The organism is Arthrobacter sp. 05N33_2, assembly GCF_056397425.1.
In genome coordinates, this window is the sequence record NZ_JBFTNJ010000001.1 from 1 (window position 1) to 26,399 (window position 26,399).

Sequence of the window (26,399 nt, forward strand, 5' to 3'; positions counted from 1 at the left end):
TCCACCGCGGCGATCGCGGCCATCGTGACCGGGCCGCGGCGCCAGTACGAGGACCGGTACAGGAACTGCCAGGTGTCCTCGATCCGGTGCGGGTCCTTGCCGATCAGCAGCTGCGCGACGTGCTCCTTCAAATAGGCGGCCACGGCGAGCTCGCGCCCGTTCAGGGTCGCGTCCCCGATCCCGGTCACGCCGTCCTCGGTGGTGATCCGCAGGGTCACGAAGTTCCGGGAGGGGCTGGTGACGAACACTTCAGCGGCAATGATTTTCACAACAGGTCCTTTTCTGGTCTTTCGGGGGTGTCTTATTTGCTGGGCGCCAGCGGCGCGGCGTCCGCGGAACCGGTGGCGGAAACAGCGGCCGGCACGCCGGCGCCGTCGGAAGAACCGTCGCCGCCGGTGCGGCGGGCCTGGATCTCGGTGAGGATCCGGGCGTGCATGGCATCGGTAAGCGTGTACTTGGCCATGACGAGCACGGCCAGGATGGTCATGACGGCCGGCAGGGCGCCTGCGGCGATCTGGATGCCGAAGACGGCGTCGGGCGTCTGGACGGCGCCGGACTTGTAGCCGCCCAGGGCCAGGGCGTAGGCGGCGAGCGCACCGCCGACGGCCTGTCCGGTCTTGCGGGTGAAGGAGAACAACGCGTAGGTGATGCCCTCGGTCCGGACGCCGGTCTTCCATTCGCCGTACTCCACGGTGTCGGCCTCGAGCGCCCACACGACGATGTTGACCGCCAGCACGCCCACGAGGCTGATGATCAGGCCGGTGAATCCGATCCAGACCTGGCTTGCCGGGGTGAAGAAAACGATGGCGCCGCCAATGACCGTGAGCAGCGAGGAGAAGATGTAGACGCGCTTTTTGCCAAGGTTCCGGACCAGCTTCGGCATGAACCCGGCCAGCACGAAGGTGAGGACGAGCTGGGTGATGGACAGTACGGGGTACAGGTCCAGCCGGCCCAGGACATCGCGGAGGTAGTACAGCTGGACCGAGGTGAGGGCCAAGTAGCCGGTCAGGAAGAAGAAGGAACTCACGCACAGCATCAGCAGCGGCCTGTTGCCCTTGAGGGTGTCCATGCTCTGCTTGAACGTGACGTTGGGGACGGCGCGGTGGACCCGCTCCTTGGCGGTCAGGACGGTGAAGAGGTACAGGGCCGCGCCGATGACGACGAAGACAAGGGTGATGGTGGTGAACGTTGCCTGCAGGTTGGCGCCCGGCTTGATCAAAGGGGCCACGAAGATGCCAAGGGCGGAGCCGACCAGCATTCCGCCGATCATCCGGGCGGAGCCGAGCTTGGCGCGTTCCGCGGGGTCCTGGGTCATGGCGCCGGCGAGGGAGCCGTAGGGGATGTTGACCAGGCTGTAGGCCAGGCCCAGGGCTGCGTACGTGACGTAGGCGTAGGCGTAGAGCAGGGTGCCGGATTCGCCGAGCTCAGGGATGGAGAAGGTGGCCACGCTCAGCAGCAGCAACGGGATGGAACCGAACATGATGAACGGACGGAACTTGCCGAACCGCTTGCTGTAGGTCCGGTCCACCACGCGGCCGGCGAAGACGTCGGCGAAGGCGTCGAAGATCCGCACCACCAGCAGCAGGGTGCCGGCGGCCGCGGCGGAGATTCCGGCCACATCCGTGTAGTACACGAGCAGGAACATGGTGGCGGTGGTGAAGGCGAGATTGTTTGCGGCGTCGCCGGCGCCATAGCCGACGATGCTGAGCTTGTTCAGCTTTTTCATGATTGGGCTCCTTTACCCGTTGCCGGACCTGGGTCCGGCGAAAAATGTGCGGTGAGGCCTACGCCTTGGAGGTGCTGTTCTTGGTGCCGGCCAGTGCCGTCCACCGTTGGCGCAGGGCATAGGCGGCAGGTTTGGGCCGCCTGTCCCGGGTGAAGACGCCCTTCTTGTTGCCGTCCACGCGCATGATGCCGTTGGAGGTCTGGAAGTCCGCGAAGTTCCAGACCTGTTCACCGACCATGGCGTCGACCCGGTCGAAGACCCGGTGGTACATGGCCAGGAACGCTGCCTGGTATTCCTCGCTCCAGGGCTGTTCATAGATGGAGTGGAAGCCGGGCATGGTGTCCGGTCCGTACTCGGTCATGATCATGGGCTTGCCGTACTTGGTTTCCCACTCGCGCAGCTCCTTCTCGAGGTGCTGCTCGGCGGTTTCGAGGTCGCCGTTATCGACGTACCAGCCGTAGTAGCGGTTGAGCATGATCACGTCGAACAGGTCCCCGAGCAGTTCCTTGTCCGGGGTGTCGAACAGGACGTTGACGTAGCCGACGGGCCGGGTGGGGTCCAGGCTGCGGGTCAGCTCCGCGAGGGGTGCGAAGTACTCGCGGGCGCCCTCCTCGGAACCGTTGGGTTCGTTGGCGATCGACCAGATCACGACGGAGGGGTGGTTCTTGTCGCGGGCGACGAGTTCGGTAATCGCCTGCCGGTGGTTGGCGGCGGTGTTGGCGTCCACTCCGCCCTCGACGTAGGTCTTCCTGGCGATGCCGCCGAAGACGGCGCCGAAGCCCAGGTGCAGCCCGACGGCGGCGGTTTCGTCGATCACGACGATCCCGTGCCGGTCCGCGAACTCCATGACTTCCTCGGCGTAGGGGTAGTGCGAGGTCCGGAACGAGTTGGCGCCCACCCAGTCCAGGAGCTGGAAATCATTGACCATCTGGGCGTTGCTGTGGCCCTTGCCGATGGCCACGTGGTCCTCGTGCATGCCGAAGCCGGTGAAGTAGAACGGTTCGCCGTTGATGAGGAATTCCTTGCCGCTGACTTCCACGGTGCGGACGCCGACCGGCAGGGTGTAGCTGTCCAGCAGCCGGCCGCCGTCGCGGATCTGCGCGATGAGGCTGTACAGGTAGGCCGCGCCGGGCTTCCAGAGCACGACGTCGGCGACCGCCAGGGTGCCGCGGGCGCCGTCGGCGCGGGCGACCTCGACGCCGTCGGCGTCGCGGAGGGAAACTGTGACCGTTTCGCTGCCGGTTCCGCCGGCGGTGGCAATCGTGTAGTCGACGCTGCCGGCGGTTCCTTCGAAGCCGGTGACGACGGTGATGTCATCGACCGTGACCGCGGGGGTGCTGAAGAGCCAGAGGCTGCGGTGCAGGCCGGCGTAGTTGTAGAAATCGTGGAGGTAGCTCTGCTGCCGGCGGCCGTCCCCGGTGACGGTGATGGTCCCGGGCGGGATGGTGGCCTGCGTGAGCTCGTTGTTGACCGAGACCGTCAGGCGGAAGGCCTGTCCGGGTGTCACATGGTCCGTGATGTCTGCGCTGAACGGCATGTAGCCGCCGGTGTGCTGTGCCACCAGGGTGTCGTCCACCCACACCATGCCTTCGTGGGTGGCGGAGTCGAGGCGGACGTGGATGCGCTCCCCTGCCCAGCCGCGCGGGACGCGCACGTCGCGCTGGTACCAGACGTAGCCCACGTGGTCCCGGATGGCCTTGTCGGGGAAGACGTCGTTGTAGCTGGCCGGGACGCCCATTTCCAGTCCGGTTTCCAGGGGCGCCTTGAACCATTCGTCCCGGTGGCCGGAGCGGTCATGGTCGACCTTGAAGCGGTACAGGCCGTCGAGGTTGACGATCTCGCGGGTTTCGCTGGCCTGGGGCTTGAGCATTGGGAGGTCCTATCGCGTCTTTGCGGGCAGTGCCGGGGAGGGTTTTTAGGGTCCGGCCGCGGGGCCGGTTTGTGCTCTTGCTGTAATCCTAATCACTTGGCAATCAAATGGCAAGCGGTTGCCATCATTTTGTTGAAAGTTCATTGAAACTCCGCTGTTCATTGAAACACTGCTGCCCGGCTCCCGATGATCCGGGAGCCGGGCAGCAGTGCTTGCCCGCAGGGCGTTACGGGGAGACAGCCTGCTCCCCGAACGTTCCGCGCAAGCTTTCAATGAGGTCCACGACGGAACGGTCACCGGCCAGGGCCGGATCCACCAGGGCCAACAGTGCACGGGTCCGCTCGGCGCCCGCGAGCCGATTGGCTGCGGCTGCCTCCTCGGCGAGCGGATCCTGGAGCGCGGCCGAGGCGGCGCTGTAGTCCATCCAGGCGGCAATCATGAGCGCGGCCGCCGCGCCGGGCCTGCCCGCGGCACGCTCGGCCCGCAGCACCGGAACGGCGCGCATCCGCAGCTTCGTGCTGCCGTCCATGGCGATCTGTGCGAGGTGGTGGGCAATCCGGGCGTTGCCGAATCGCTCCAGCAGGGCGGCGCGGTAGGCCGGGATCTGCAGCTCGGCGGCATGTCCCGCCGGCCCGGACAGATTTGCCTCCGCCTCGTCCCAAAAGCTTTCAATGGCCCGCAGGCACAGCGGGTCTGCCAGGGCCTCGGCCACGGTGGTGTGGCCGCGCAGCAGGCCGGCGTAGGCCAGCAGGGAGTGCGCGCCGTTCAGGAGCCAGAGTTTGCGGTTCTCGTACGGCTCAATCTCGGCGACGAACACGGCTCCGGCGTCTTCCCAGCGCGGCCGCCCGGCGGGGAACTCCCCGCTGAGCACCCAGTTGGAGAAGGGCTCGGCCACCACGGGCGAATTGTCGCGGTAGCCGCACGCGGCCTGGACGGCGGCGATGTCCGCGGCCGTGGTGCGGGGAGTGATGCGGTCAACCGAGGTGCTGACGAAGCTGACGTTGGCGTCGATCCATCCGGCCAGGCCCGCGTCCCACGCCCCGGCCATGCCTGCCACGGCATTGTGCGCGACGGTGCCGTTGTTGGAAAGGTTGTCGCAGCAGACGACGGCGAGCGGTCCCGCCCCGGCAGCCCGGCGGGCGGCGAGGGCCAGCACCAGCCGGCCCAGCGGCGTCGCCGGGTTGGCGCTGCCGGACGCCAGCAGCGCAAGGTCGGCGGCGACGTCGGGCGCGGAGCGGTCAAGCTGCCCGTCGGCGCGGAGCCGGTAGGCCGCCTCGGTGATGGTCAGGGTGATCACCGCGGTGGCCGGCGCGGCAACCAGCTCCGCCAGGCGCTGGACATCCGCCCCGTCCACGGCTTCGACGATGCTGCTGACAACGGTGAAGGTGTCGCCGCCGTCGGCCCGGTTCACGATCGTGTAGAGCCCGTCCTGTTCGGCCAGCGCCAGGGCGGCGTCGGGGCGGCGTCCGGTAAAGGCCGCAATGCCCCAGTCCGCTGCGTCGGACGCCTGGTGGGTGTACCAGCCCTGGTGCGAGCGGTGGAAGGCGCCCAGCCCCAGATGGACGATCCGCACAGGCGCCGTCGCACCGGGGTGCAGGTGGCGGCTCAGTTGGGGAAGTTCCACGGCGGCCTCGACCTCGGATTCCTGTGCGGATGTCAGTTCGGCGCTCACAGTTTGAACACCCGTCGGGGTGAGCCGTCCACGACGTCGACGATCAGTTCATGGGCGCGGTCCTCGCTGACGCGGTGCTCCGCGACCAGCCTGGCCAGGAAGGAGGCCTCGATCCGGCGGGAGGCATCGTGGCGCGCGGGGATGGAGCAGAAGGCGCGGGTGTCGTCGATGAAGCCGGACGAGCGGGAGAATCCTGCGGTTTCGGTCACGGCCGAGCGGAAGCGCAGCATGGCGTCGGGCGCGTCCAGGAACCACCATGGCGCACCGAGGTAGACCGACGGGTAGAAACCCGCCAGCGGCGCGAGTTCGCGGGAGAACACGGTCTCATCGAGGGTGAAGAGCACCAGGTGGAAGTCCTTGGCGGTGCCGAAGTCCTGCAGCAGCGGACGGATCGCCTCGGTGTAGTTGACGGCGAACGGGATGTCGTGGCCGGTGTCGGCGCCGAAGGCGTTGAAGGTGGGTTCGTGGTGGTTGCGGTAGGACCCCGGGTGGATGGTCATGACCAGGCCGTCCTCCACCGACATCCGTGCCATCTGGTACATCATGTGGGCCTCGAAGTCGTCGCGGTCGGCCGCCGTGGCCTGGCCCGAGCGGGCGCGGTCGAACAGCCTGGCCGCGTCGCCGGCGTCGAGCTTGAGCGTTGCCGGGGTCCGGACGCCGTGGTCGGCCGAGACTGCGCCGTGGTCCACGAAGTAGCGGCGCCGGTTTTCCAGGGCGGTGATGTAGCCGGCATAGCCGGCGGCGCCGTCGCCCGCTGCCGCAATAAGCCGGTCAACATTCGCACTCCACGTGGGGTGCGCGATGTTGAGGTAGGCATCGGGGCGGAAGGTGGGCAGGACGCGGCCGTGGAAGGTGGGGTCCTCGGCGATCGCCGCGTGGCTGGCGAGGCTGTCCAGGGGGTCGTCGGTGGTGGCCAGCACCTCGATGTTGAAGTCCTTGAAGAGCTGGCGGGGACGGAAGCCGGGCTCCAGCAGCTTGGCGGAGATCGCGTCGTAGCTGGCGTCGGCGGTTTCGGCGCTGATCTCCTGCCGGAGGCCGAAGACGCTGCTGAACTGGGTGCGGAGCCAGTAGCCGGAGGCCGTGCCTTCGAAGAGCGGCCAGGCCTTGCAGAACTCGCGCCAGACCGTGCGGGAGTCCGGTTCCGCCGCGGCCGAGCCCCGGAGCCGGTCCAGCGGGACGCCGCTGGCGTGGATCAGCCGGGTGACGTAGTGGTCCGGGCTGACCAGCAGCGCTGCCGGGTCCGGGAAGGGGCTGTTGTGCTCGATGACGGCGGCGTCAACGTGCCCGTGCGGGGAAATGATGGGGAGGTCCTGGACGCGCTGGAGGAGGTCGCGCGCAATGCTGCGCGTTCCGGGATCCGCGGGCAGAAGCCGGTCTGGGTTGGCGGCAATCGACTGTGACATAGATCAATGGTCCGGCTTGCCTCCGGCATTTGTCAACCGGTTGCCAATAATTGCCATCAAGTTGCGGATGGCCTCACAGGTGTGGCTAGCCCGCGGGCAGTAGCCGCCCGCTCGAGCCGCGCAGCACCAGCTCCGTCTCGACGCGCAGCGTGGCGGCCGGTTCCCCCGCACCGTGCAGCAGATCAAGGAGCAGGGTCGCGGCACCGGCGCCGCACTCCCCCAGCGGCGAGCGCACGGTGGTGAGCGGTGGCGTGGTGAAATCCGCGCCGAAGATGTCGTCGAAACCCACGATGCTGATCTGGTCCGGGACCACCATGCCGGCGGCCTGGAGTTCCTGCATGAGCCCGATGGCCAGGAGGTCGTTGTAGGTCAGCACCGCCGTGGCGCCGCTTGCCCGGACGTCGCGCGCCACCTGGCGGCCGCCGTCGACCGTGGGTTTGGTGGATTCCAGCCGCACGGCTTCGAGCCGGGACCACTCGCAGGCCGCCTGCACGCCTTCCCAGCGGCGCGCGGACATCCAGGACTGCGGCGGCCCGGCAACAAAGGCAACCTTGTGGTGCCCGTTGGCGGCCAGGCTGCGCACTGCCTCGCTGATGCCCTTGTTGACGTCGGGAACCACGCACGGCACGCCGTCGACCTCGCGGTTGATGACCACCACCGGCTTGTCCCGGGCGATGGCGCGGATGTCGTCGTCGTCCATGCGGGGGCTGGCCAGGATGAGGCCGTCCACGGTGGCCATCATCCGGCGTGCTGCCGTCAGTTCGGTGACGCCGGACTCGGCCGACTCGGCCAGCACCAGGGTGTAGTCCCGCAGCGTGGCGGTCGTTTCCGCCCCGCGGATGATGTCGAAAAACGTGGGGTTGGTGATGTCCGCGACGATCAGGCCGAAGGTGTTGGTGCGGCCGGTGGGCAGCGCGCGGGCGAACGGATTGACCTGGTAGTTCAGCTCGGCGGCCGCGTCCTCGATGAGTTTCTGCGTCTTGGCGCTGACCCGGCCGGGCTTGCTCAGCGCCCGTGAGACGGTCGAAGGATTGACGCCGGCAACCTTGGCAATGTCGTAGATGGTGGCGTGGGACTTTCCGGACCGGGAGTGCTTCTTGGCCGGGTCTGTTGTTGCGGCAGCGTCCGGCGTCTTGGGTTCAGTCACCGCCCCATCCTAACGAGGAAACAACCCAACCAGCCCCCAGCGGAGGCCGTTTTGAGTGCTCAAAACGGCCCCTGCTGCGGCTGGGCGGGGCGGGCTAGGAGCGCTCGGCGAACTTGCCCTCGTCCGCGATGCGCTTGTTCAGCTCGGCGAGGAACTCGTCCTCGTCGAAGTCCAGCGCCACTTCCGTGCCGGTCCAGCTCGAGAGGTGGATGGCGTTGGCCAGCCGGACACCCTTGATGCCGTCCGATCCCGGGGCCAGCAGCGGGGTGCCGTCCAGGATGTTGGCGGCGAAGTTCGCCAGGACGCCGGAGTGCTGCGCGCCCCAGGCGGACTCGAACTCGATGACCTCGGTGGTGTAGTACTCGCCGGGATTCAGCTCGCCCATGAAGAGTCTGCGGACATCGTCCATGCCCATGCCGTCGCTGAGTTCACGCTCGGGCTTCTTCAGGCGGGTCACGGTGGCGGTCTTGCTGTTCTCCACCACGATCTTGCCCTGGTCGCCCAGGATCTCGAAGCGGTCGGTTCCCACGAGGTCGTGCGTCGCGGTGACGAAGACGCCCGTGGCGCCGTTGCCGTAGTCCACGACGGCCGTGACTTCGTCCTCCACGGCGATGTCGCGGCGGAAGCCGTAGGCGACTTTGGCGTAGACGGACTTCGGCACGCCGCAGATCCACTGCCACAGGTCCAGCTGGTGCGGGGCCTGGTTGACCAGAACGCCGCCGCCCTCGCCGCCCCACGTGGCACGCCATTCGCTGGAATTGTAATAGCCCTGCGGTCGCCACCAGTTGGTGATGATCCAGTTGGTGCGGCGGATGCCGCCGATCTCGCCGCCGTCGACGATCTCCTTCAGCTTCTGGTACAGCGGGTTGTTGCGCTGGTTGAACATGATGGCGAAGGACAGCTCGGGCTTGCCCGCGGCAAATTCGTTGAGCTCCCTGACCTGCTTGGTGTAGACGCCGGCCGGCTTCTCCACGAGGGCGTGGATGTTGCGCTTGAGGGTCTCGATCCCCATTTCCGGGTGCAGGAAGTGCGGCACGCACGTCACGACCGCATCGACGTCGCCGCTTTCCAGCATCGTGATGTAGTCGTCGTAGAAGGGCGCGTCGGGGTACCTGGCGGCCGCCAGTTCCTTTTTCGCGGGGTCGGTGTCGCAGATGGCGCCGATCACCATGTTCGCGACCAGGCCGTCGGTGATGAACTGGGCGTAGGCGCCGCCCTGCTGGCCCAGGCCGATGATGCCCAGGCGTACTTGCTTGCTCATGGTGGTTCTCCGTAGTCAGTGGGGGTGGGCTAGAAAAGGTCGGCGTGGCCGAGCGCCACCAGGTTGTCGTGGGAGGTCTGCAGCGCGTCCCAGACGGTGCGCCCGTAGAGTTCGTCCTGCTCCACGAGCAGGTACCGGGCGCCGGCGGCCTGGGCGGCCGGAACAATGGATGCGAAGTCCAGGTTGCCTTCGCCCACTTCAGCGAACTGGACCACATTCTTGAACTCGGTCATGAAGCCCATGATGTCCCCGGAATCCAGGAGCCCGAACGAGGACTCCGGCAGTTCTCCGATCCGGTAGTCCTTCAGATGGACCATGGCCGTGCGGCCGGCGTACTTCTGCAGCGTCCGGACCGGGTCCAGGCCGCCGCGCTGCACCCAGTGCACATCGATTTCCATGCCCATGGCCGGGGAGTTCTCGGCAATGATGTCCAGCATGAATTTGCCGTCGAACTTCGCGAACTCGATGTGGTGGTTGTGGTAATACAGGCTCAGGCCCTGTTCCTGCAGGCGCTCCGCGTACTCGTTGGCCTGCTTGGCGAAATCAACGACTGCCGCGATTGACTTCATGGCCGGGAACGGCAGCATGCCGATCCGCAGGAGGCTGGAGTCCAGGCGTTTGGCGTCCGCCACGATCTTGTCGAAGTGCTCCGCCAGGGAGTCCCCGGGACGGCCTTTGGGGGTCTCCATCGCGACGGACAGTGCCGCGATGTCCATGCCCAGTTCGCTCCGGGCGCGGCCCAGCTCGGCGACGTTCTCCGGGGTCATCGGGATCTGGGAGATCTCGACGGCGTTGTATCCGATCGCGCTCACCTTGCGGAGCGTCTCGAACGCCCCCACTTCGGCGAAGCTGTCTTTCAGCATCATCGCTTGTACGCCAATTTTGGCCACTGTATTCCTCCGTGGTGTTACGGACCCGCAAGGGCCCTCGTTGCCGGTTAGGTGCTGCCGCCAGGGCGCCGGCCGTTCTGTCTGACGGCGCGGGTGGCCTCAGGCGAGGGCGCCCGCTTGTTCGTGCTGCATGCGCTGCGTCTCGAGCAGGCGGTGCCGGTCCGCGCGGCGCTGTTCCTGCCGGTCCGGGTCCGGGACCGGGGAGGCGAGCAGCAGCCGCTGGGTGTAGGGGTGGTCGGGGTCGGTGGTGACGACGCCGGCCGGGCCTTGTTCGACGATCTCCCCGTGGTACATCACGGCGACGCGGTGGCTGATGTGCCGGACGACGTCGAGGTCGTGGGAGACGAAGAGGTAGGACACACCGGTGTCCTTCTGGATCTGCAGGAACAGGTCCAGCACCCGGGCCTGGGTGGAGAGGTCCAGGGCACTGACCGGCTCATCGCAGACGATCAGCTTCGGCGAGAGGGCCAGGGCGCGGGCGATCGCCACGCGCTGGCGCTGTCCGCCGCTGAATTCGCGCGGCAGCCGGTTGATGGCGTCGGCGGGCAGACCCACCTGGTCCAGCAGTTCCCTCACACGCTTTTTGGCCGCCGCGGCGTCCATGCCCTGCACACCCAGTGGTTCGGCGAGGATGTCGCCGATCTCCAGGGCGGGGTTCAGCGAGGTGTAGGGATCCTGGAACACCACCTGCAGGTCACGGCTCAGGACCCGCCGGTCCTTGCGGGTGGCGCGGCTGATGTCCTTGCCGTCGAAGCTGATCTTCCCGCCGGTCACCGGGGCCAGCCCCAGGATGGCGCGGCCCAGGGTGGTCTTGCCGGAACCGGACTCCCCCACCAGGCCGAGGGTTTCGCCGCGGCCGATGGTGATGTTGATGTCCGTCAGGGCGCGGAAGGGCTTGGCCCGGAACTTCTTGCTGGGGTACTCGACGATCAGTTGGTCTACCGCGAGCAGCGGAGCGCTGTCGGTGGGGCTCATGCGACTGGCTCCTTCTGGCCGGTGGAAACGAGCATGGACATGGGTTCCTTGCCCTCAAGCATCGATGCCAGGAGCGTTTGCGTGTAAGGCTCCTGCGGATTGCGCAGGATGTCGCGGACGGATCCTTCCTCCACGAGCCGGCCGTTCTGCATGACAGCCACACGGTCGCAGAGGTCCGCCACCACCCCGAAGTTGTGGGTCACCAGGATGACGCCGATGTTCAGGCGCTGCTGGAGCTCGCGCAGCAGGTCCAGCACGTCCGCCTGCACCGTGACATCCAGGGCCGTGGTGGGCTCATCGGCAATAACCAGGTCCGGTTCGCAGCTGATGGCGCCGGCGATCAGGACGCGCTGGGCCATGCCGCCGGAGACTTCGTGCGGGTAGGCGTTGAAGGTCCGTTCCGGGTTGGCGATTCCGACGTCGGTGAGCAGCTTCAATGCCCGCCTCCTGGCCTCGGCCTTGGAGATGCCGAGGACGCGGACCATGGGCGTCACGAGCTGGTAGCCGATGGTGAAGGCCGGGTCCAGGTTGCTCATGGGCTCCTGCGGGATGTAGGAAATCCGCCTGCCGCGCAGTTTGGACAGGCGCTCCTGGCTGACGCGTTCCTCGCCCGGGGCAACGGTGTAGTTGCCATCGAACTGGATGGAGCCGGCCACGATGCGGGCATTGTCCGGCAGCAGCCCCAGGATGGAGAAGGCGGTCTGGGACTTGCCCGAACCGGATTCGCCCACGATGCCCAGGATCTCGCCGCGGTCCACGTGGAAGGAGACGTCGTCGACGACCTTCTTGATGGAGCCGTCTGCCTGCGGATAGCCGACGCCGAGATTGGTCACCTTGACCAGGTGGTGTTCGGTTCCGGGGTCGACGGCGGCCACTGACTTCCGCGACGGGCGGGCGGGGAGGTGCGGCGGCGCCGTCGTGCGTTTGCTGATGCCGCTTCCCCTTGGCTTCTTGCGATGCGTGATCTTTTCGCCGTCTTCAAGGGCATCGCGGATGGCGTTGCCCAGCAGGACCAGGCCGCCGATGGTCAGCGCCATGGCCAGTGCCGGCCAGAAGAGCAGCGTGGGAGTGAGGTAGACGTTCTTGAAGCCCTCCGAGAGCATCACGCCCCAGGTGGCCTTGGTGGGGTCGCCCAGGCCGAGGAATTCCAGACCGGACTGAATGGCGATGGCCACGCCGGCGATCGCCGCGGTCTGGATGATGATGGGGGCGCGGACCACGGAGAAGATGTGGCGGGCGATGATGCTGAGGTCGGACAGCCCGGAGACCCGTGCGGCGTCGACATAGAGCTCGTTGCGCACCGACTGGACGGCCGTGCGGGTCAGCCGGAAGTAGGACGGGCTGATCAGGATGCCGAAGGCGATCATGGACATCCAGACCGAAGGGCCGAAGGCCGCCCGGATGGTCAGCAGCACGATCAGCCCGGGGAGGCTCATGAGGATGCCGACCACCCAGTTGGAGACTGCCTCGAATTTGCCGGCGTAGTACCCGGCGACTAGGCCGGACGGCAGGCCGATGGCAATGGCCACGCCCGCGCAGAGCAGGGCGGAAAGCAGCGTCAGCTGCGCGCCGTACAGGAGCCGGCTCCAGACATCGCGCCCGGCGCTGTCCGTTCCGAGGATGTTTACGGAGTCCGGGGCGGCGAGGGTCTTGGCGATGTTGGCGTAGTTCTGCTCGAAGGGCGCCAGGACCGGGGCGAGTACCGCCAGGAGCGAGATCGCCAGCAGGATGGTCATGGCAACGATGCCCAGCGGGTTCCTGAACAGGCGCCGGATGACGGTGGACCGGACCACGGTGCCGCTCTGGCCGGGGTGAATCGGAATGGCGGCGGATGCCGCGGTTGCGGCGGCTTCTTCGGAAGAATTGTTCATGACACACGTACTTTCGGGTTGAGCCAGCCATTGAGGATGTCCACCAGCAGGTTCACCACAATGACGACGACCACCGTGTACATCACGACGCCCATCACCACCGGAAGATCCGACTGGCCGGTGGCGGCGACCGCCATCGGACCCATGCCGGGAAGGGCGAAGATCTGCTCGATGATCACCACGCCGCCCAGCATGCCGATCAGCTGCAGGCTCAGCACCGTCAGGCCGGCCGGCGCGGCGCTGCGCAGGACGTGCTTGAACAGGATTTCCCGCTCGCCGATCCCGCGGCTGCGCAGGGTGCGGACATAGTCCCGCTCGAGTTGTTTGATGACGGCGCTGCGGATCTGCTGCGCGCCCCCGGTGACGCCGTTGATCAGCAGGGCTATCACCGGAAGCGACATGGAATAGACCCACGCGTCGGCCCCGGAATCCGGGGAAATGGTGCTGGTGGCCGGGAACAGGCCCAGCTGGATGGCCAGGATGGTGACCAGGATGACGCCGATCACGAACCCCGGAACGGAGTCGCCGATGATGGCGCCAACCTGGACCACCCTGTCCACCCAGCCGCGCTTGACCGCGGCGAAGACACCGATGAGTGCGGCACAAATTGCGATCAGGATCATTGCGGCGAAAACCATGGTCATGGTCACCGGAATCCGGGTGGCCAGGGAGTTGGCCACCGGTTCCGAGGAGAACCAGGAGGCGCCCAGGTTTCCGCTGAGGGCATCGGCCACCCAGGCAAAGTAGCGGGTCAGCAGGGGCTGGTCCAGCCCCAGCTCGTGTTCTTTCATCGCCACCTGCTCAGCGGTGGCCTGATCGCCCAGGATGTTCCTGGCGATGCTCCCGCTGGACATATAGAGCAGGAAGAAGGTGAGCGCCGAGACAACAAGCAGCACCACCAGCCCGCTGCCCAGTCGTTTCGCAATGAACCTGATCATGGTGTCCTACTTGGCGGGTGAGTAGTTGTAAATGGACGGAACGGCCTGCTGGATCTGGGGTGTGACGTCGACCTTGGCGTTGTGGTAGTACATCTGGTTGACGCGGAACAGCGGCGCGAACCAGGCCTGCTCCACCACGTACTTGTTCACTTCCTGGGCCAGCTTGCCCGCGTCAGCCCCGCCGTTGCGCACGGCGTCAATCTTGGCGTCGAGCTCCGGCGACGCGTTCTTGAACGGGTTGTAGAGCGCCTTGGTGGAGATGATCTGGTTGATGGCAACTGTCGGCTGGCCTTGGAAGAGGGAGAAGTACATGGTGGTGTACTTCTGTCCAGCCACATCGGAGGTGAAGGTGTTGGTGAGCGCGGCGCCAATCTTCAGGGTGATACCGACGTCTGCCAGCTGCTGCTGGACCACGGAAATCTGAGTCTGGAAGTCGGGGATGCTGGGGACTTCCAGGGTCACGCCGTTTTCATAGCCGGCTTCCTTGAGGAGCTGCTTGGCCTTGGCCGGATCGTAGCTGTAGTAGTTCTCCAGTTCTTCGGTCCAGGCGCCGCTGGCCTTGCCGAACGGCTGGGACGTCGGGGTGCCCTGGCCCAACAGGACCTGGTCGAGGATGGTCTTGCGGTCAAAGGCGTAGTTGATGGCCTGGCGGACCTTGACGTTCTGCAGTGCGGGGTTCTTGGCACCGTCACGGTCCAGGAGGAGCAGCCCCTGCCAGTCCACCTCGTTGGCGGCCAGCTTCATCTTGGCGCCTTCGGCCTGCTTGCCGTTCTTGGGGTCCAGGAGTGTGGCGTCCACCTGGCCGGAGACCAGGGCGTTGGTGCGGGCGGTGGGGTCGGTCAGGATCTTGAAGGTCAGCTTGGAGTACTTCTGCAGATCCTTGTTCCAGTAGTCCTTCCGGGCGGTGAACACGGTCTGGGAGTCCTTGACCGACGCGGCCTTGTCCATCACGTAGGGCCCGGAGCCCACCGGCTCGGTCTTGATGCCCTCGGTGCCGAGCGCCTTGGGGCTGCCCATCAGGCCGGCCGCCTGGCTGAGGAAGTACTCGAGGGCCGGGTCCGGGGTGCTGAGGTTGATGTCGATGGTATCGGCGTCCACAACGGCCACGTCCTTGACGGCATTGAGCTGGGCCATCTGCGGACCATTGGCCGTCTTGAAGTGGTCCATGTTGGCCTTGGCAGCCTCGGCGTCGAACTTTGCTCCGTCGCTGAAGGTGACGTCCGAGCGCAGGTCCACCGTCAGTTTGGTGTTTGCTGCGTTGTACTTCCAGGCCGTCGCCAGCATGGGGCTGAGCTTTCCGTCCGGCTCGCGCAGGATCAGGGTGTCGTAGACGGCCTGGTACGGCTGGAGGATATGGCCCACATGGGCCTGGGCCGGATCCCAGGACCGGACATCCTGGATGGTGCCGAGCGTGAGGGACGTGGCTGTGGCGCCTGCGCCGCCTGCTGCGGCGCCGCCGCCACAGGCGGTGAGCGCGAGGGATGCGCTGAGGATGAGGGCAGCAGCTGCTGCCTTGGGACCGAACTTCATTGTTGGCTCCTTTGGATCGCTTCTCGAGGTCCGCTGCACGGACGTTGATGGCGGCAATGTGGCTTGGGCCACACCGCTGCTTGTGGGTTCAGCGTACGTTGGGTTGCCACATCTGGCAACCGGTTGTCATTATTTTTTGAATTATTGCGCCCAGGGGTGTTGCCGGGCACTTGGACGGAGCACGACGGTGCGCCTGGGGAGCGCACGCAGTGCACAGGCACGACGTTCGCAGTGGAAAAGAAAGCGCAACGGAAGCCCGCGCGCCTGAGCCGGGTCGCGGAGGCGGCTTCGGTTAGGACACTTTTTCCTCAGAGCCGGGGTAGGACTGGCGGTAGAGTTCCTTCACGATCCGCAGCGACTTCGCCCCTTCGGCGGCGTCAATCCAGAACGGGCCAGGCTGCGCCAGTCGGGCATAGAAATCTGCGATCAGCAGGGCATGCGAAACACCCCAGTAGGACCGGCCGCCCGATCCCTTGGTGCGTTCCCGCACCACCTCGCTGCGCCCGTCGTCGTAAGTGACTGTCAGGTCCCCGCGCAGGCTCAATGTTGCCCTCTCGGTGCTGATGTCCAGCGTGACTGGTGCGTTGACGGTGTTGGCCAGGGTGGCGTAGAAGACGGAGCGCGCCCCGCTGCTGTGCAGCGCGGCGAACTCCGCAGTGTCCTCCACCTCGATGGTTTCTGCCAGCGCATGGGTCGAGGCGCTGCCTGCGAGCGCGACGACGTCGCCCACCAGCCATTGCAGCAGGTCAACGGTGTGGATGGCCTGGTTCATCATCAGCCCCCCGCCGCCCTCGGCCCAGTTTCCGCGCCAGGGCCGGCTGAGGTAGTAATCGGCATCCCGGTGCCACATGACCGTGGCCGAGGCCCCCCGCACCTGGCCCAGTTCGCCGGAGTCCAGCAGTCGGCGCATTTCCTGCACCGGGGCGTTGTAGCGGTTCTGGAAACACAGGGCAATTTTCGCCGTGCTGTCGGCAGCCGCGGCCAGCAGCCTTTCGCCCTCGGCCAGGGTGTGCGCCAGGGGCTTTTCCAGCACCACGTGGACACCGCGGCGCAGGCATTCGATCGCGATCGCCGCGTGTTCGTGATGCGGGGTGGTGATGTGCACGACGTCGGGAGCTGCCACCTCGAGCATGTCGCGGTAGTCCGCGAAGCCGGGGACGCCGTGGGCCTCCTGCGCCGCCGCCCGGCGTGCCGGATCCGGGTCACAGACGGCCATCAATTCGGCGTTGTCCATCCCTGCAAGTGCTTCAAAGTGAACGACCGACACGTCGCCGCAGCCGATGATTGCCGCTTTTGGCATCCGGAGTTCCCTCTTTCCCTAGTGGTGGTGCATGCCTGCTAAAGAAGGCCGATTACACGAGTTCGATCTGGTTTTTCGCGGCCAGCGCGGCAAAGGCGCGGGCCGCGGTGCCGAAGGCCGCCGGGCCCGAGAAGCCGCCGAGTTCGTGGGCGCTGGCCAGGTGGGGTTCCAGCGAGGCGAAGCCGGCGTAACCGTCCGCCTTGAGGGCGGCGATGGTGGCGTCGAGTTCGCCGTCGCCCTCACCGGAGGGGACCACTTCCCCGGTGGTGGCGAGCGCGTCCTTGACCTGGAAGTACTCGAGGTAGGGGCGCAGCATGGCATAGCCCTCGGTGTAGGGCTTGACGCCCACCTGGACGAAGTTGGCGTTGTCCCACGCGATGCGGAGCGCGGGCGAGTTCACGGATTCCATGATGTCCAGCACGCGCTGCGGGGTATCGCCATAGATGCCCTTTTCGTTTTCGTGCAGGAGCACGACGCCGGATTCCGCGGCGAGCGCCGCCAGCGCGCCCATACGGCCCAGGACGTCCTCGCGGATGTCTTCCGCGCTGCGCCCTTCGGCCCGGAAGAAGGAGAAAATGCGGACGTATTGTGTATCCAGCCCCCTGGCCACTGAGATGATCTGCCGGAGCCGTGCCAGCTCGTGCTCCACCGGCAGGCTCACGTCCACCTTCCCGATGGGGCTGGCCACGGCCGAGACCTTGAGGCCCTTTTCATCCAGGATTTCCTTGAGCCGGGCAACCTGCGCGGGCTCCAGCTCGGAGACGTTGGTGCCCCAGGCGCTGCGGACCTCGATGTGGCTTGCGCCCAGCGCCAGGAGCACGGCGGCCTGAACTGCCGGGTCCGGATCTATTTCGTCGCCGAAGCCTGACAGTGACCAGACTGCGGGTGGTGTTTTGCTCACGCGGATCTCCTGGGTTTCGCGGCCGCCGCGGGCAGCTTCCGGCTCCGGCGCGGTGACGCAGTTCACAAACGGTGTGGGCCCCAGTCTAGCCATCACCGCACTCAAATGACAACCGGTTGCCAAATTCTGACAATCTGTGGCATGCTTTGCTGACCGGCCCTGTGGCGGCAATCACAGCCCGGCCACCCGCCCCCGGCCACCTCGGCCCGGCCACCACGTTCAGAGAGGAGCGCCGTGGCGACGACGCAACCAGCAGCAGTGGACCGCCCGGCCACCATCCATGACATCGCCGCGCTCTGCGGCGTGGCGGCCTCCACGGTTTCCCGTGCCCTCTCCACGCCGGACCGGGTCAACATCAGGACACGGCAGCGGATCGAGGCGGCCGCGGCCCGGCTGCACTACACACCCAACAGCCAGGCGAAGGCGCTGAGTTCCGGGCGCACGGGCGCGGTGGGAGTCCTGGTTCCGGATATCACCAACCCGTTCTACTTCGACCTCATCAGGGGAACCCAGCTCCAGCTCAAGGCGGCCGGGTACACCCAGTTGCTGGTGGACACGGAAGAATCCGACGAGGTGGAGGCCAGCACCGTGGAGCAGCTGCGCAAGAGCGCTGACGGCATCATCGTTGCCGCATCCCGGCTCAGCGACGAAGCTCTGCTGAACGCGGCGGCGAAGATGCCCATGGTCGCGATCAACCGTGACGTGCCCGGCGTTCCCGCGGTCCTGATCGACACCCCGTCCGGCACCAGCCAGGCGCTGGACCACCTGATCTCGCTGGGGCACACCCGGGTGGCCTATGTGGCCGGCCCGACGACGTCGCAGTCCAGCGAACGGCGGTGGACCGCGTTGTCCGTGGCTGCCGAGGAACGCGGCGTGGAGGTGCGCCGGCTCGGTCCGTTCGCCCCCAAGACACAGTCCGGCGCGGCAGCCGCGGACGCCGCCGTCCACAGCGGGGTCACCGCCTGCCTCGCGTTCAACGACCTCATCGCCATCGGCATGCTCCAGCGCCTTCGCGAACGCGGCATCCGCGTCCCGCAGGACATGAGCATTGTGGGCTGCGACGACATCTTTGGCGCCGACTTCTGCAATCCGCCGCTGTCCACCATGGCCTCCCCGATCGAGCAGGCCGGCCGCGTGGCGGTGTCCATGCTGCTGGCCCAGCTGAACCCGCTCGCCGGCGGTGGCACCCGAAGCCGGTCCGTGATGCCCACCCATCTCACGGTCCGCGGCTCCACCGGTCCGGTGCGGCAGGCTCAATAGGCCCGGCGTCCGGCCCGGTGCCCAGTCAGGACCGGGCAGGCGTCGGCCGGTGGTGAGGTTTTCGCGGCGGTTCCGGACAGGGGCGCCGAATTCGGACCGGCGCACCGGGGATCTAAGTCGCAACGGTCCGAAACCGTAGCCGCCGTCCGGAACCGAAGCCATTTCGACGCCGGATCCGCTCGTCAGCCGCCGGTCCGGGCGCAATAGTTGAGCGTTGTTGACACCGCTGACTAGGCTGTGAGGCATGCGTGAACTCCAGGCGAAGATCATCGAGGAAATGGGCGTGCAGCCCCGGATCGACCCTGCCGGGGAGGTGCGCAAACGCGTGACGTTCCTGAAGGAATACTTGGCGGCCACCCACACCAAGGGCTTCGTCCTGGGCATCTCGGGCGGCCTGGACTCCTCCCTGGCCGGGCGGCTGGCCCAGCTGGCGGTCGAGGAACTCGAGGCCGAGGGCACCGAGGCGAACTTCGTGGCCGTGCGGCTGCCCTACGGCGTCCAGTATGACGAGGACGACGCGCAGGCGGCCCTGGACTTCGTGCGAGCCAAGACCGAATGGACGTTCAACATCTCGGCGGCAGTAGATGGCTTCGAGGACGAGTTCGAGAAGACCGTGGGCGCGGAGATCTCCGATTTCCACAAGGGCAACACCAAGGCCCGGACCCGGATGATTGCCCAGTACGCCCTGGCCGGCGAGCACAACTACCTGGTGATCGGCACGGATCACGGCGCCGAGTCCGTCACGGGGTTCTTCACCAAGTTCGGCGACGGCGGCGCGGACATCCTGCCGCTGTTCGGCCTTAACAAGCGACAGAACCGCGCCCTGCTGGCGGAACTCGGCGCACCGGCCCGGATCTGGGAAAAGGTTCCGACGGCGGATCTGCTGGACGGCAAGCCGGGCCGCACCGACGAGGACGAACTCGGCCTGGGCTACGACCTGATCGATGACTACCTCGAGGGCCGTGACGTACCCGATGCCGCTGCCGAACGGATCGAGGCGATGTACCTGCGGACCCGCCACAAGCGCACGGTCCCGGTGACGATTTTCGACACCTGGTGGAAATAGCCTGAGCCGGGAGCCCCGGGCCGGGCTGCAGGCTCGCCCCGCGGGTCCAATCACGGGATCAGCACGAGTTTGCCCCGGACATGGCCTGCGCGGCTGATGCCCAGTGCCCGGGCCGCATCGGTGAGGGGAATCCGCTCCTGGATGCTGAAGCGGAGCTTTCCCCCGGCCGACAGCCGGGCCGCCTCCGCTACCCGTCCGTCCAGCAGCCTGACCGGTGCAATTCCGGCGGCGTTGGCCTCCTTTCCAGGCACTGTGGTCACCGCGGCGCCGTGGCCGCCGAGCAAATGGACCGTCGCCGTCGTCGTCTCCTCCCCGCCAAAGGTGTCCACGACGGCGGTGATGGTGCCCAGTGCGCGGACGCGTTCGACGAGCCCTTCGCCATAGGCCACAGGCACGGCGCCGAGGCCGCGCAAGTAGTCGTGGTTCTGCTCTGAAGCGGTGCCGATGGTCCGGGCGCCGAGGTGCCGTGCTATCTGGACCGCCGCCGAGCCGACCCCGCCCGCTGCGCCGTGGATGAGGACCGTGTCCCCCATGCCAATGCCAAGCTGAACCAGCGCCGAATACGCTGTGCCGCCAGCTATCGCGACGCATGCCGCCTGCTCGAAATCGATGCCCGCGGGCTTTGGCGTCAGCTGGTCGACCGGAAAATTGGCCACGGCACGGTAGGCCCCGGAAATGCCATTCCAGATGACGTCGTCACCCACCTCATAGCCGGTCACGCCGGGGCCAACGGCGGTCACGATTCCTGCCGCCTCACAGCCGGGAACTGCAGGGAAGTCCAGGGCAAGGTACGGCTCCAGGTAGCCGGCGACGACTTTCCAGTCCACCGGGTTGACGCCGACGGCGCGGATTCCCACCTGGACCTCGTTCTCCCCCGGAACCGGCGGTTTCTCCTCGCCAACGGTGACGACGTCCGGGCTGCCATAGTGATCGAAAGAGATCTTGGTGTCTTTCACGGGGCTTTGCTCCTTCGGCTCGACGCGATGCGGCCTGTGCTGCCAGCTTCTGGCACAAGCGGCGGCTGCGCAAGGGTCGCCCGGCAAGTTGAATTGTCCGAGGCGGCCTGAGCCGAACCGGGGCCCGTGACGAGGGTCAGGCGCCTGGCGAGCGGGTCAGCAGCGTGGAGATCCGGTGCGCTTCTTCCAGGAGCAGCCGCCCCAGCTGCGGACGCCGGTCCTCCCGGAAGCGCGGTTCGATGCCGGTCAGGGACAGCGCCCAGGCGGGGCGCCCCCGCTGGTCGAAGACCGCCGCGCCCATCCCCCAGCTGCCTTCCAGGACCAGGCCAGGATTGACCGAATAGCCGGCCTGCCGCGTCGCTTCCAGGTTCGCCCTGACCAGTGCTGCGGTATGCGCGGCCGCAAAGCTGCCGGCATGGGCTGCCCAGTTGGCGAGCAGTTCTTCCTGCTCTTGTGCCGGCAGGAAGGCCATGATGGCGGTGCCGGCCGAGGCGACGCCCAGCGGGAACCGCACCCCCTCGTGCAGCACGAAGGAACGGACCGGGAAGCTGCCTTCTTCCCGGAGCAGGCACACGGTCTCGTTGCCGCGGCGGATGGAGAAGAACGCGCTTTCGCCGGTCTCTTCGGCCAGGCGGCGCAGGCTCGGCCTCGCGAGATCCTCCAGGGGGAAGCGCGCCGAGGCCACGGACCCCAGCAACAGGATCTCGGGGCCCAGGACCCAGTTGCCGCTGCCCGGGTCCTGGTCCAGCAGCCCCTCGGCCGCGAGCGAGCTCAGCAGCCGGTGCACGGTGGGCCGCGTCAGGCCGGATTCGCGCACGAGCTCCACCAGGGGGCAGCCCTCCGGCTTCCGGCCGACCAGGCGCAGCAGGCCGGCTGCCCGGCTGACCACCTGGGCGCCCTGGACGGGGGTTGTATTCATTGCTTGCCTCACGTCGGCCCGGAACTGAATGATGCTTTCTCCCACGTTGCTTTTACCCAATTTTGCCATCAGGTATCCACATAATGGATAGTCCCAAGGGTAGCGTCCACACTGTAAACTCCGCCAGTTAGCGGGGAAAATCCACGTTGACAGTGGTCCGTGACACACCATAGGCTCCTTCTTCAGACATGGAGTCCACAAAGTGGATTGCCGGGGTGGATAGCAAGACGAGCTCAATGAGGAGATGCAATGTCAAAGGTGAAATCCGGGGCAGCGGCCGCTTTGCAGGACGTACTGCGCGACGGCATGACGCTCGCCGTCGGCGGTTTCGGGCTCAGCGGGATCCCCGCTGACCTGATCGAGGCGGTGCGGGACTCCGGGGTGAAGGACCTGACTGTCGTCTCCAACAACATGGGCGTGGACGGCAAGGGCCTCGGGGTCCTGATCGAAGGCGGCCAGGTCCGTAAGGTCATCGCGTCCTACGTTGGGGAAAACAAGCTCTTCGCCGAGCAGTACCTCGCCGGCCAGCTGGAGGTGGAGTTCACCCCGCAGGGCACCCTTGCTGAGCGGCTGCGCGCCGGCGGCGCCGGCATCCCGGCGTTCTACACGAAGACCGGCGTGGGCACCCTCGTCGCCGAAGGCAAGCCGCTGGCGGAGTTCGACGGCGAGACCTATGTCCAGGAGCGCGCCATCAAGGCCGACGTCGCCCTGGTTCACGCCCACACGGCCGACACCGACGGCAACCTGATCTACCGGTATACCGCGCAGAACTTCAATCCGGTGGTGGCTACCGCGGGAGCCGTGACGGTCGCCGAGGCCGAAGTGATCGTCGAGCCCGGCCAGCTGGACCCGAACCACATCATCACCCCCGGCGTGTTCGTCCAGCGCCTGGTCCAGGCCAGCGGCCGCGTCAAGGACATCGAACAGCGCACCGTCCGCCCGCGGCCCGCAGCGGAAGCGGCGGCGGCGCAGGCCGCCTCCGCCGTCACCGTCTAATCCGGCCCGAGCGCCGCCCACCCCCGGGCGCGCCGGCGTTGGCGCCCCACCCCTTGCACCCTGACTTTCCAAGGAGAACCACCATGGCCTGGACCCGAGATGAAATGGCCGCAATCGCGGCCGAAGAACTGAACGACGGCGACTACGTCAACCTTGGCATCGGCATCCCCACGCTGGTGGCCAACAACCTGCCCGACGGCGTCCGCGTTGTCCTGCAGAGCGAGAACGGCCTCCTCGGCATGGGCCCGTTCCCCTTCGAGGGCGAGGAAGACGCGGACCTGATCAACGCCGGCAAGCAGACCGTCACGGTCCTGCCCGGCGGCAGCATCTTCGACTCCGCGACGTCCTTCGGCATGATCCGCGGCGGTCACGTGAAGGTCGCGATCCTGGGCGCCATGCAAGTCTCCGGTGCCGGCGACCTCGCCAACTGGACCATCCCCGGCAAGATGGTCAAGGGCATGGGAGGCGCCATGGACCTCGTAGCCGGCACCCCGCGCGTCGTGGTCCTCACCGAGCACAACGCCAAGGACGGCAGCGCCAAGATCGTCAAGGAATGCACGCTGCCGCTCACCGGGCTCAGCTGCGTGGACCGCATCATCAGCGACCTCGCGGTCTTCGACCTTGTGAAGAATGAACACAAAGCAGGCGGCGGGCGGAAGCTCACGCTCACGCGCCTCGCGCCCGGCGTCACCGTGGAGGAAATCCGCGAAAAGACCGAAGCCGACTTCGATGTCGCGCTCGAATTTGAAGGAGCGACGGCATGAGCCTCAAAGACCAGTTCGGCAAGGACGTCCTGCTCACCGGCTGGGGCCACAGCCGGTTCGGCAAGCTGAGCGAAGAAACCCTGGAGTCCCTGATCGTGCAGGTCGCCACCGAGGCGATCGGCAACGCCGGGATCGAGCCCGGCCAGATCGATGAGATCTACCTCGGCCAGTTCAACTCCGGCATGATGCCGCTGGCCTTCCCGTCCTCCCTCGCACTGCAGGTCTCGGATCAACTGGCCAACGTTCCCTCCACTCGGGTGGAGAACGCCTGCGCCTCCGGCTCGGCCGCATTCCAGCAGGGCACCAAGTCCCTGCTTGCCGGCACCGCGAAGACCGTCCTGGTGATCGGCGCCGAAAAGATGACCCACGCCGGGGCCGACGTCGTGGGCGCGGCCCTGCTCGGCGCGGACTACGACATGGCCGGCAAGGCCTCCACCACCGGGTTCACCGGGCTCTTCGCGGAGGTCGCGAAGCACTACGGCAAGCGCTACGGCGACAGCAACGGAAAACTCGGCGACGTCCTGGGCACCATCGCGGCGAAGAACCACCGCAACGGCGTCGACAACCCCTACGCCCAGCTCCGCAAGGACCTCGGCGAGGAGTTCTGCCGCACCGTCTCGGACAAGAACCCGATGGTGGCCGACCCGCTGCGCCGCACCGACTGCTCCCCCGTCTCCGACGGCGCCGCCGCCGTCGTCCTCTCCGTCGCCCCTGCCGGCGGGGCAACCGCCCCGGTGCGGCTCGCCGGCTTCGGCCAGGCGAACGATTTCTTCCCCGCCGAGCGCCGGGACCCGACCGAATTCGCCGCCACACGCGCCTCCTGGCAGCGGGCCCTGGGGATGGCCGGCGTCGGGCTGGATGAGCTCGACTTCGCGGAAGTCCACGACTGCTTCACCATTGCCGAACTGCTCATGTACGAGGCCATGGGGCTGACCGAACGCGGCCAGGGCGCCCGGGCGCTGGAAGAAGGCTGGGTCTTCAAGGACGGCAAGCTGCCGGTCAACGTCTCGGGCGGGCTCAAGGCCAAGGGCCACCCCGTCGGCGCCACCGGCGTCTCCCAGCACGTCATCGCCGCGATGCAGCTCACCGGGACCGCCGGCGACATGCAGCTGGCCAACCCGCGCCGGGCCGCGGTGCAGAACATGGGCGGCGTGGGCATCGCCAACTACGTCAGCGTGCTCGAAGCCCTCTAAAGCAACGCGGGGTCAGATACAGCCCATGCCGGGCGGCTTGATGGGCCGTATCTGACCCCGCGTTGCTTGTCCTCGCCTGCGTGGCCGGCATGCCACGGGACTAAACTCGTTCCCAGCCCATCCACCACAATGCGAGGAGCACCCATGCGCGCCACCATCATCCACGGTCCCGGCGACATCCGAGTCGAAGACCGCGACTACCCCACCCTCCAGCTGCCCACCGACGTCATCGTGAAGGTCACCGCCTCCTGCGTCTGCGGCTCGGACCTCTGGCCGTACCGCGGGGTCAAGCCCACCCACAAGCCGTCCGCAATCGGGCACGAGTTCATCGGGACGGTCGAAAGCATCGGCGACGACATCAAAGACCTCGCCGTGGGCGACTACGTGATCGCCCCGTTCGTGGTCAGCTGCGGCGCGTGCCCGCAGTGCCTCGACGGCGTCACGGTCGCCTGCGACCACCTCGCCGGCTGGGGCGGCAAGGATGACACCGGTCACGGCATCGACGGCGGCCAGGGCCAGGCCGTGCGCGTACCGCTCGCCGAGTCCACGCTGGTCAAGGTCCCGGGCGTCACCGACCCGGACGACGCCCTCCGCGCCAGCCTGCTCACGCTCTCCGACGTCATGGCCACCGGCCACCACGCAGCCCTCGCGGCCAAGGCCGGTCCCGGCCGGACGGTCGTGGTGGTCGGCGACGGCGCCGTCGGGCTCTGCGGCGTCCTGGCCGCCAAGCGCCTCGGCGCGGAGCGGATCATCGCCATGTCACGGCACGCCGACCGCCAGGCGATCGCCCGCGAATTCGGGGCCACGGACATCGTCGCCGAACGCGGGGACGAGGGCGTCGCCAAGGTCCGCGAATTGCTTGGCGGTGTGCTCGCCGACTCCGTGCTGGAGTGCGTGGGGACCAAGGAATCCATGGAACAGGCCCTGCACAGCGTCCGCCCTGGCGGCGCCCTCGGCTTTGTCGGCGTCCCCACCGGCGGCGCCGAAGCCCCGCTGCGCTTCCTGTTCGACACCAACATCTCGATCGGCGGCGGCATGGCCCCGGCCAGGACGTACATCCCGGAACTGCTGGCGGACGTGCTGAACGGCACCATCAATCCGGGCCGCGTGTTCGACTCGGTCATGCCGCTTGAGGAGGCACCCGAGGCCTACCGCGCGATGGACGAACGGCGCGCCATCAAGGTCCTCCTGACCCCCTAGCCGGGATCTCGACGGCGGCCGCGCTTGCACCCGCGCGGCCGCCCGCGCCGGCCTAGCTGTACTGCTAGCTCCCGCCCTTGCACGGGCAAGGACGAGGGTCTAGCGTGAAGCGCATCAGCATCCGCCGCCGTCAAGGGAGCCGTCATGGCCAGGTTCGTGCAGATCATCGAATTTCAGACCTCCCGCATTGAGGAGATCGAGCAACTCGGCCGGCCCTCCAGGACGGAGGGAACCACTGCCCCGACCTTCCGCCGCATCATGGCCACCGCAGACCGCGACCGCCCCGGAACGTACCTCACGATCGTGGAATTCGACTCCTACGAGTCGGCCATGGAGAACTCCAACCGGCCCGAGACCTCCGAATTCGCCGCGCAGATGGCCGCCCTGTGCGACGGCCCTCCGGTCTTCCGCAACCTGGATCTTATGTGGGAAGACACCGGCGAGGCCGACGCCGGCCAGTAGGCCGGCAGGCTCGCTTGGCGGAGGTGCCGCCGCGCCGCCGGACTCAGGACCCGGAGGCCGCCCGCGGCTTGAATACGTGGCGTGAACACGTGGATTGAA

22 protein-coding genes and 1 pseudogene are annotated in these 26,399 nt (G+C 67.2%); 7 read left to right on the forward strand and 16 right to left on the reverse strand.

Annotation, left to right across the window (positions count from 1 at the left end; translation table 11 throughout):
- From AC1DHX_RS00005 to AC1DHX_RS00070, 14 genes and pseudogenes are all read right to left on the reverse strand, one after another.
- Positions 1-269, reverse strand: a pseudogene (locus AC1DHX_RS00005) (bifunctional D-altronate/D-mannonate dehydratase); the annotation flags it as partial.
- Positions 270-301: 32 nt separating this feature from the next.
- A complete protein-coding gene (gene uidB / locus AC1DHX_RS00010; protein WP_476859408.1) occupies positions 302-1,726 on the reverse strand; it encodes a glucuronide transporter in 1,425 nt (474 codons plus the stop codon).
- A 58-nt stretch (positions 1,727-1,784) separates the two neighbouring features.
- Positions 1,785-3,596, reverse strand: coding sequence for a beta-glucuronidase (gene uidA, locus AC1DHX_RS00015; protein WP_476859409.1), 1,812 nt, complete (start codon positions 3,594-3,596; stop codon positions 1,785-1,787).
- A gap of 226 nt (positions 3,597-3,822) precedes the next feature.
- Positions 3,823-5,268 (reverse strand): mannitol dehydrogenase family protein, encoded by a 1,446-nt coding sequence (locus AC1DHX_RS00020; RefSeq protein ID WP_476859410.1) that lies wholly within the window; start codon positions 5,266-5,268, stop codon positions 3,823-3,825.
- Positions 5,265-6,671: a glucuronate isomerase gene (uxaC, locus tag AC1DHX_RS00025; protein ID WP_476859411.1), complete on the reverse strand. Its 1,407-nt coding sequence runs from the start codon at positions 6,669-6,671 to the stop codon at positions 5,265-5,267. The genes AC1DHX_RS00020 and uxaC overlap by 4 nt, the downstream gene beginning before the upstream one ends.
- A gap of 85 nt (positions 6,672-6,756) precedes the next feature.
- The gene (locus AC1DHX_RS00030; RefSeq protein ID WP_476859412.1) at positions 6,757-7,818 is read right to left on the reverse strand and encodes a LacI family DNA-binding transcriptional regulator; all 1,062 of its coding nucleotides are present in this window, start codon (positions 7,816-7,818) and stop codon (positions 6,757-6,759) included.
- Between the two features lie 94 nt (positions 7,819-7,912).
- Positions 7,913-9,079: a Gfo/Idh/MocA family protein gene (locus AC1DHX_RS00035; protein ID WP_476859413.1), complete on the reverse strand. Its 1,167-nt coding sequence runs from the start codon at positions 9,077-9,079 to the stop codon at positions 7,913-7,915.
- A 29-nt stretch (positions 9,080-9,108) separates the two neighbouring features.
- Entirely contained in the window at positions 9,109-9,945 is an 837-nt protein-coding gene (locus tag AC1DHX_RS00040) for a sugar phosphate isomerase/epimerase family protein (protein ID WP_476859414.1), read from the reverse strand.
- Positions 9,946-10,068: 123 nt separating this feature from the next.
- The gene (locus AC1DHX_RS00045; RefSeq protein WP_476859415.1) at positions 10,069-10,944 is read right to left on the reverse strand and encodes an ATP-binding cassette domain-containing protein; all 876 of its coding nucleotides are present in this window, start codon (positions 10,942-10,944) and stop codon (positions 10,069-10,071) included.
- Positions 10,941-12,815 carry a dipeptide/oligopeptide/nickel ABC transporter permease/ATP-binding protein gene (locus AC1DHX_RS00050; protein WP_476859416.1) on the reverse strand — a complete coding sequence of 625 codons (1,875 nt, stop codon included), beginning with the start codon at positions 12,813-12,815 and terminating at the stop codon, positions 10,941-10,943. The genes AC1DHX_RS00045 and AC1DHX_RS00050 overlap by 4 nt, the downstream gene beginning before the upstream one ends.
- Complete coding sequence (locus tag AC1DHX_RS00055; protein ID WP_476851820.1) at positions 12,812-13,753, reverse strand: ABC transporter permease; 942 nt, start codon at positions 13,751-13,753, stop codon at positions 12,812-12,814. The genes AC1DHX_RS00050 and AC1DHX_RS00055 overlap by 4 nt, the downstream gene beginning before the upstream one ends.
- A gap of 6 nt (positions 13,754-13,759) precedes the next feature.
- Positions 13,760-15,283 (reverse strand): ABC transporter substrate-binding protein, encoded by a 1,524-nt coding sequence (locus AC1DHX_RS00060; protein WP_476859417.1) that lies wholly within the window; start codon positions 15,281-15,283, stop codon positions 13,760-13,762.
- Between the two features lie 292 nt (positions 15,284-15,575).
- Entirely contained in the window at positions 15,576-16,583 is a 1,008-nt protein-coding gene (locus tag AC1DHX_RS00065) for a Gfo/Idh/MocA family protein (RefSeq protein WP_476859418.1), read from the reverse strand.
- Between the two features lie 52 nt (positions 16,584-16,635).
- Complete coding sequence (locus AC1DHX_RS00070; RefSeq protein ID WP_476856216.1) at positions 16,636-17,484, reverse strand: sugar phosphate isomerase/epimerase family protein; 849 nt, start codon at positions 17,482-17,484, stop codon at positions 16,636-16,638.
- Between the two features lie 234 nt (positions 17,485-17,718).
- On the opposite strand from AC1DHX_RS00070, the gene AC1DHX_RS00075 reads away from it, so the two are divergent.
- Both AC1DHX_RS00075 and nadE read left to right on the forward strand, forming a co-directional pair.
- A complete protein-coding gene (locus AC1DHX_RS00075; protein WP_223914562.1) occupies positions 17,719-18,744 on the forward strand; it encodes a LacI family DNA-binding transcriptional regulator in 1,026 nt (341 codons plus the stop codon).
- 244 nt (positions 18,745-18,988) lie between these two features.
- Entirely contained in the window at positions 18,989-19,810 is an 822-nt protein-coding gene (nadE, locus tag AC1DHX_RS00080; RefSeq protein ID WP_476859419.1) for an ammonia-dependent NAD(+) synthetase, read from the forward strand.
- Positions 19,811-19,860: 50 nt separating this feature from the next.
- Here nadE and AC1DHX_RS00085 read toward each other — a convergent pair whose 3' ends face one another.
- The gene (locus AC1DHX_RS00085) at positions 19,861-20,766 is read right to left on the reverse strand and encodes an NADP-dependent oxidoreductase (protein ID WP_476859420.1); all 906 of its coding nucleotides are present in this window, start codon (positions 20,764-20,766) and stop codon (positions 19,861-19,863) included.
- A gap of 136 nt (positions 20,767-20,902) precedes the next feature.
- Complete coding sequence (locus AC1DHX_RS00090) at positions 20,903-21,685, reverse strand: IclR family transcriptional regulator (protein ID WP_476859421.1); 783 nt, start codon at positions 21,683-21,685, stop codon at positions 20,903-20,905.
- 249 nt (positions 21,686-21,934) lie between these two features.
- Between AC1DHX_RS00090 and AC1DHX_RS00095 the strand changes: the two genes are divergently transcribed.
- The 5 genes from AC1DHX_RS00095 to AC1DHX_RS00115 all read left to right on the forward strand — a co-directional run bounded on the left by AC1DHX_RS00095 (position 21,935) and on the right by AC1DHX_RS00115 (position 26,300).
- Complete coding sequence (locus tag AC1DHX_RS00095; RefSeq protein ID WP_476856213.1) at positions 21,935-22,681, forward strand: CoA transferase subunit A; 747 nt, start codon at positions 21,935-21,937, stop codon at positions 22,679-22,681.
- Between the two features lie 83 nt (positions 22,682-22,764).
- Positions 22,765-23,445 (forward strand): CoA transferase subunit B, encoded by a 681-nt coding sequence (locus AC1DHX_RS00100; RefSeq protein ID WP_230008949.1) that lies wholly within the window; start codon positions 22,765-22,767, stop codon positions 23,443-23,445.
- Positions 23,442-24,638: an acetyl-CoA acetyltransferase gene (locus tag AC1DHX_RS00105; protein ID WP_476859422.1), complete on the forward strand. Its 1,197-nt coding sequence runs from the start codon at positions 23,442-23,444 to the stop codon at positions 24,636-24,638. The genes AC1DHX_RS00100 and AC1DHX_RS00105 overlap by 4 nt, the downstream gene beginning before the upstream one ends.
- 144 nt (positions 24,639-24,782) lie before the next feature.
- A complete protein-coding gene (locus AC1DHX_RS00110; protein ID WP_476851828.1) occupies positions 24,783-25,838 on the forward strand; it encodes a zinc-dependent alcohol dehydrogenase family protein in 1,056 nt (351 codons plus the stop codon).
- Positions 25,839-25,982: 144 nt separating this feature from the next.
- Positions 25,983-26,300: a hypothetical protein gene (locus AC1DHX_RS00115; RefSeq protein ID WP_079552423.1), complete on the forward strand. Its 318-nt coding sequence runs from the start codon at positions 25,983-25,985 to the stop codon at positions 26,298-26,300.
- Positions 26,301-26,399 lie beyond the last annotated feature (99 nt).

Excerpts from the sequence above, each read along its gene's own strand:
- uxaC (WP_476859411.1), bottom strand. The coding sequence starts at position 6,671 with ATGTCACAGTCGATTGCCGCCAACCCAGACCGGCTTCTGCCCGCGGAT.
- uidB (WP_476859408.1), bottom strand. The coding sequence starts at position 1,726 with ATGAAAAAGCTGAACAAGCTCAGCATCGTCGGCTATGGCGCCGGCGAC.
- AC1DHX_RS00045 (WP_476859415.1), bottom strand. The coding sequence starts at position 10,944 with ATGAGCCCCACCGACAGCGCTCCGCTGCTCGCGGTAGACCAACTGATC.
- AC1DHX_RS00095 (WP_476856213.1), top strand. The coding sequence starts at position 21,935 with ATGTCAAAGGTGAAATCCGGGGCAGCGGCCGCTTTGCAGGACGTACTG.
- AC1DHX_RS00050 (WP_476859416.1), bottom strand. The coding sequence starts at position 12,815 with ATGAACAATTCTTCCGAAGAAGCCGCCGCAACCGCGGCATCCGCCGCC.
- AC1DHX_RS00110 (WP_476851828.1), top strand. The coding sequence starts at position 24,783 with ATGCGCGCCACCATCATCCACGGTCCCGGCGACATCCGAGTCGAAGAC.
- AC1DHX_RS00065 (WP_476859418.1), bottom strand. The coding sequence starts at position 16,583 with ATGCCAAAAGCGGCAATCATCGGCTGCGGCGACGTGTCGGTCGTTCAC.
- AC1DHX_RS00100 (WP_230008949.1), top strand. The coding sequence starts at position 22,765 with ATGGCCTGGACCCGAGATGAAATGGCCGCAATCGCGGCCGAAGAACTG.
- AC1DHX_RS00055 (WP_476851820.1), bottom strand. The coding sequence starts at position 13,753 with ATGATCAGGTTCATTGCGAAACGACTGGGCAGCGGGCTGGTGGTGCTG.
- AC1DHX_RS00035 (WP_476859413.1), bottom strand. The coding sequence starts at position 9,079 with ATGAGCAAGCAAGTACGCCTGGGCATCATCGGCCTGGGCCAGCAGGGC.
- nadE (WP_476859419.1), top strand. The coding sequence starts at position 18,989 with ATGCGTGAACTCCAGGCGAAGATCATCGAGGAAATGGGCGTGCAGCCC.
- uidA (WP_476859409.1), bottom strand. The coding sequence starts at position 3,596 with ATGCTCAAGCCCCAGGCCAGCGAAACCCGCGAGATCGTCAACCTCGAC.
- AC1DHX_RS00040 (WP_476859414.1), bottom strand. The coding sequence starts at position 9,945 with ATGATGCTGAAAGACAGCTTCGCCGAAGTGGGGGCGTTCGAGACGCTC.
- AC1DHX_RS00105 (WP_476859422.1), top strand. The coding sequence starts at position 23,442 with ATGAGCCTCAAAGACCAGTTCGGCAAGGACGTCCTGCTCACCGGCTGG.
- AC1DHX_RS00115 (WP_079552423.1), top strand. The coding sequence starts at position 25,983 with ATGGCCAGGTTCGTGCAGATCATCGAATTTCAGACCTCCCGCATTGAG.
- AC1DHX_RS00090 (WP_476859421.1), bottom strand. The coding sequence starts at position 21,685 with ATGAATACAACCCCCGTCCAGGGCGCCCAGGTGGTCAGCCGGGCAGCC.
- AC1DHX_RS00060 (WP_476859417.1), bottom strand. The coding sequence starts at position 15,283 with ATGAAGTTCGGTCCCAAGGCAGCAGCTGCTGCCCTCATCCTCAGCGCA.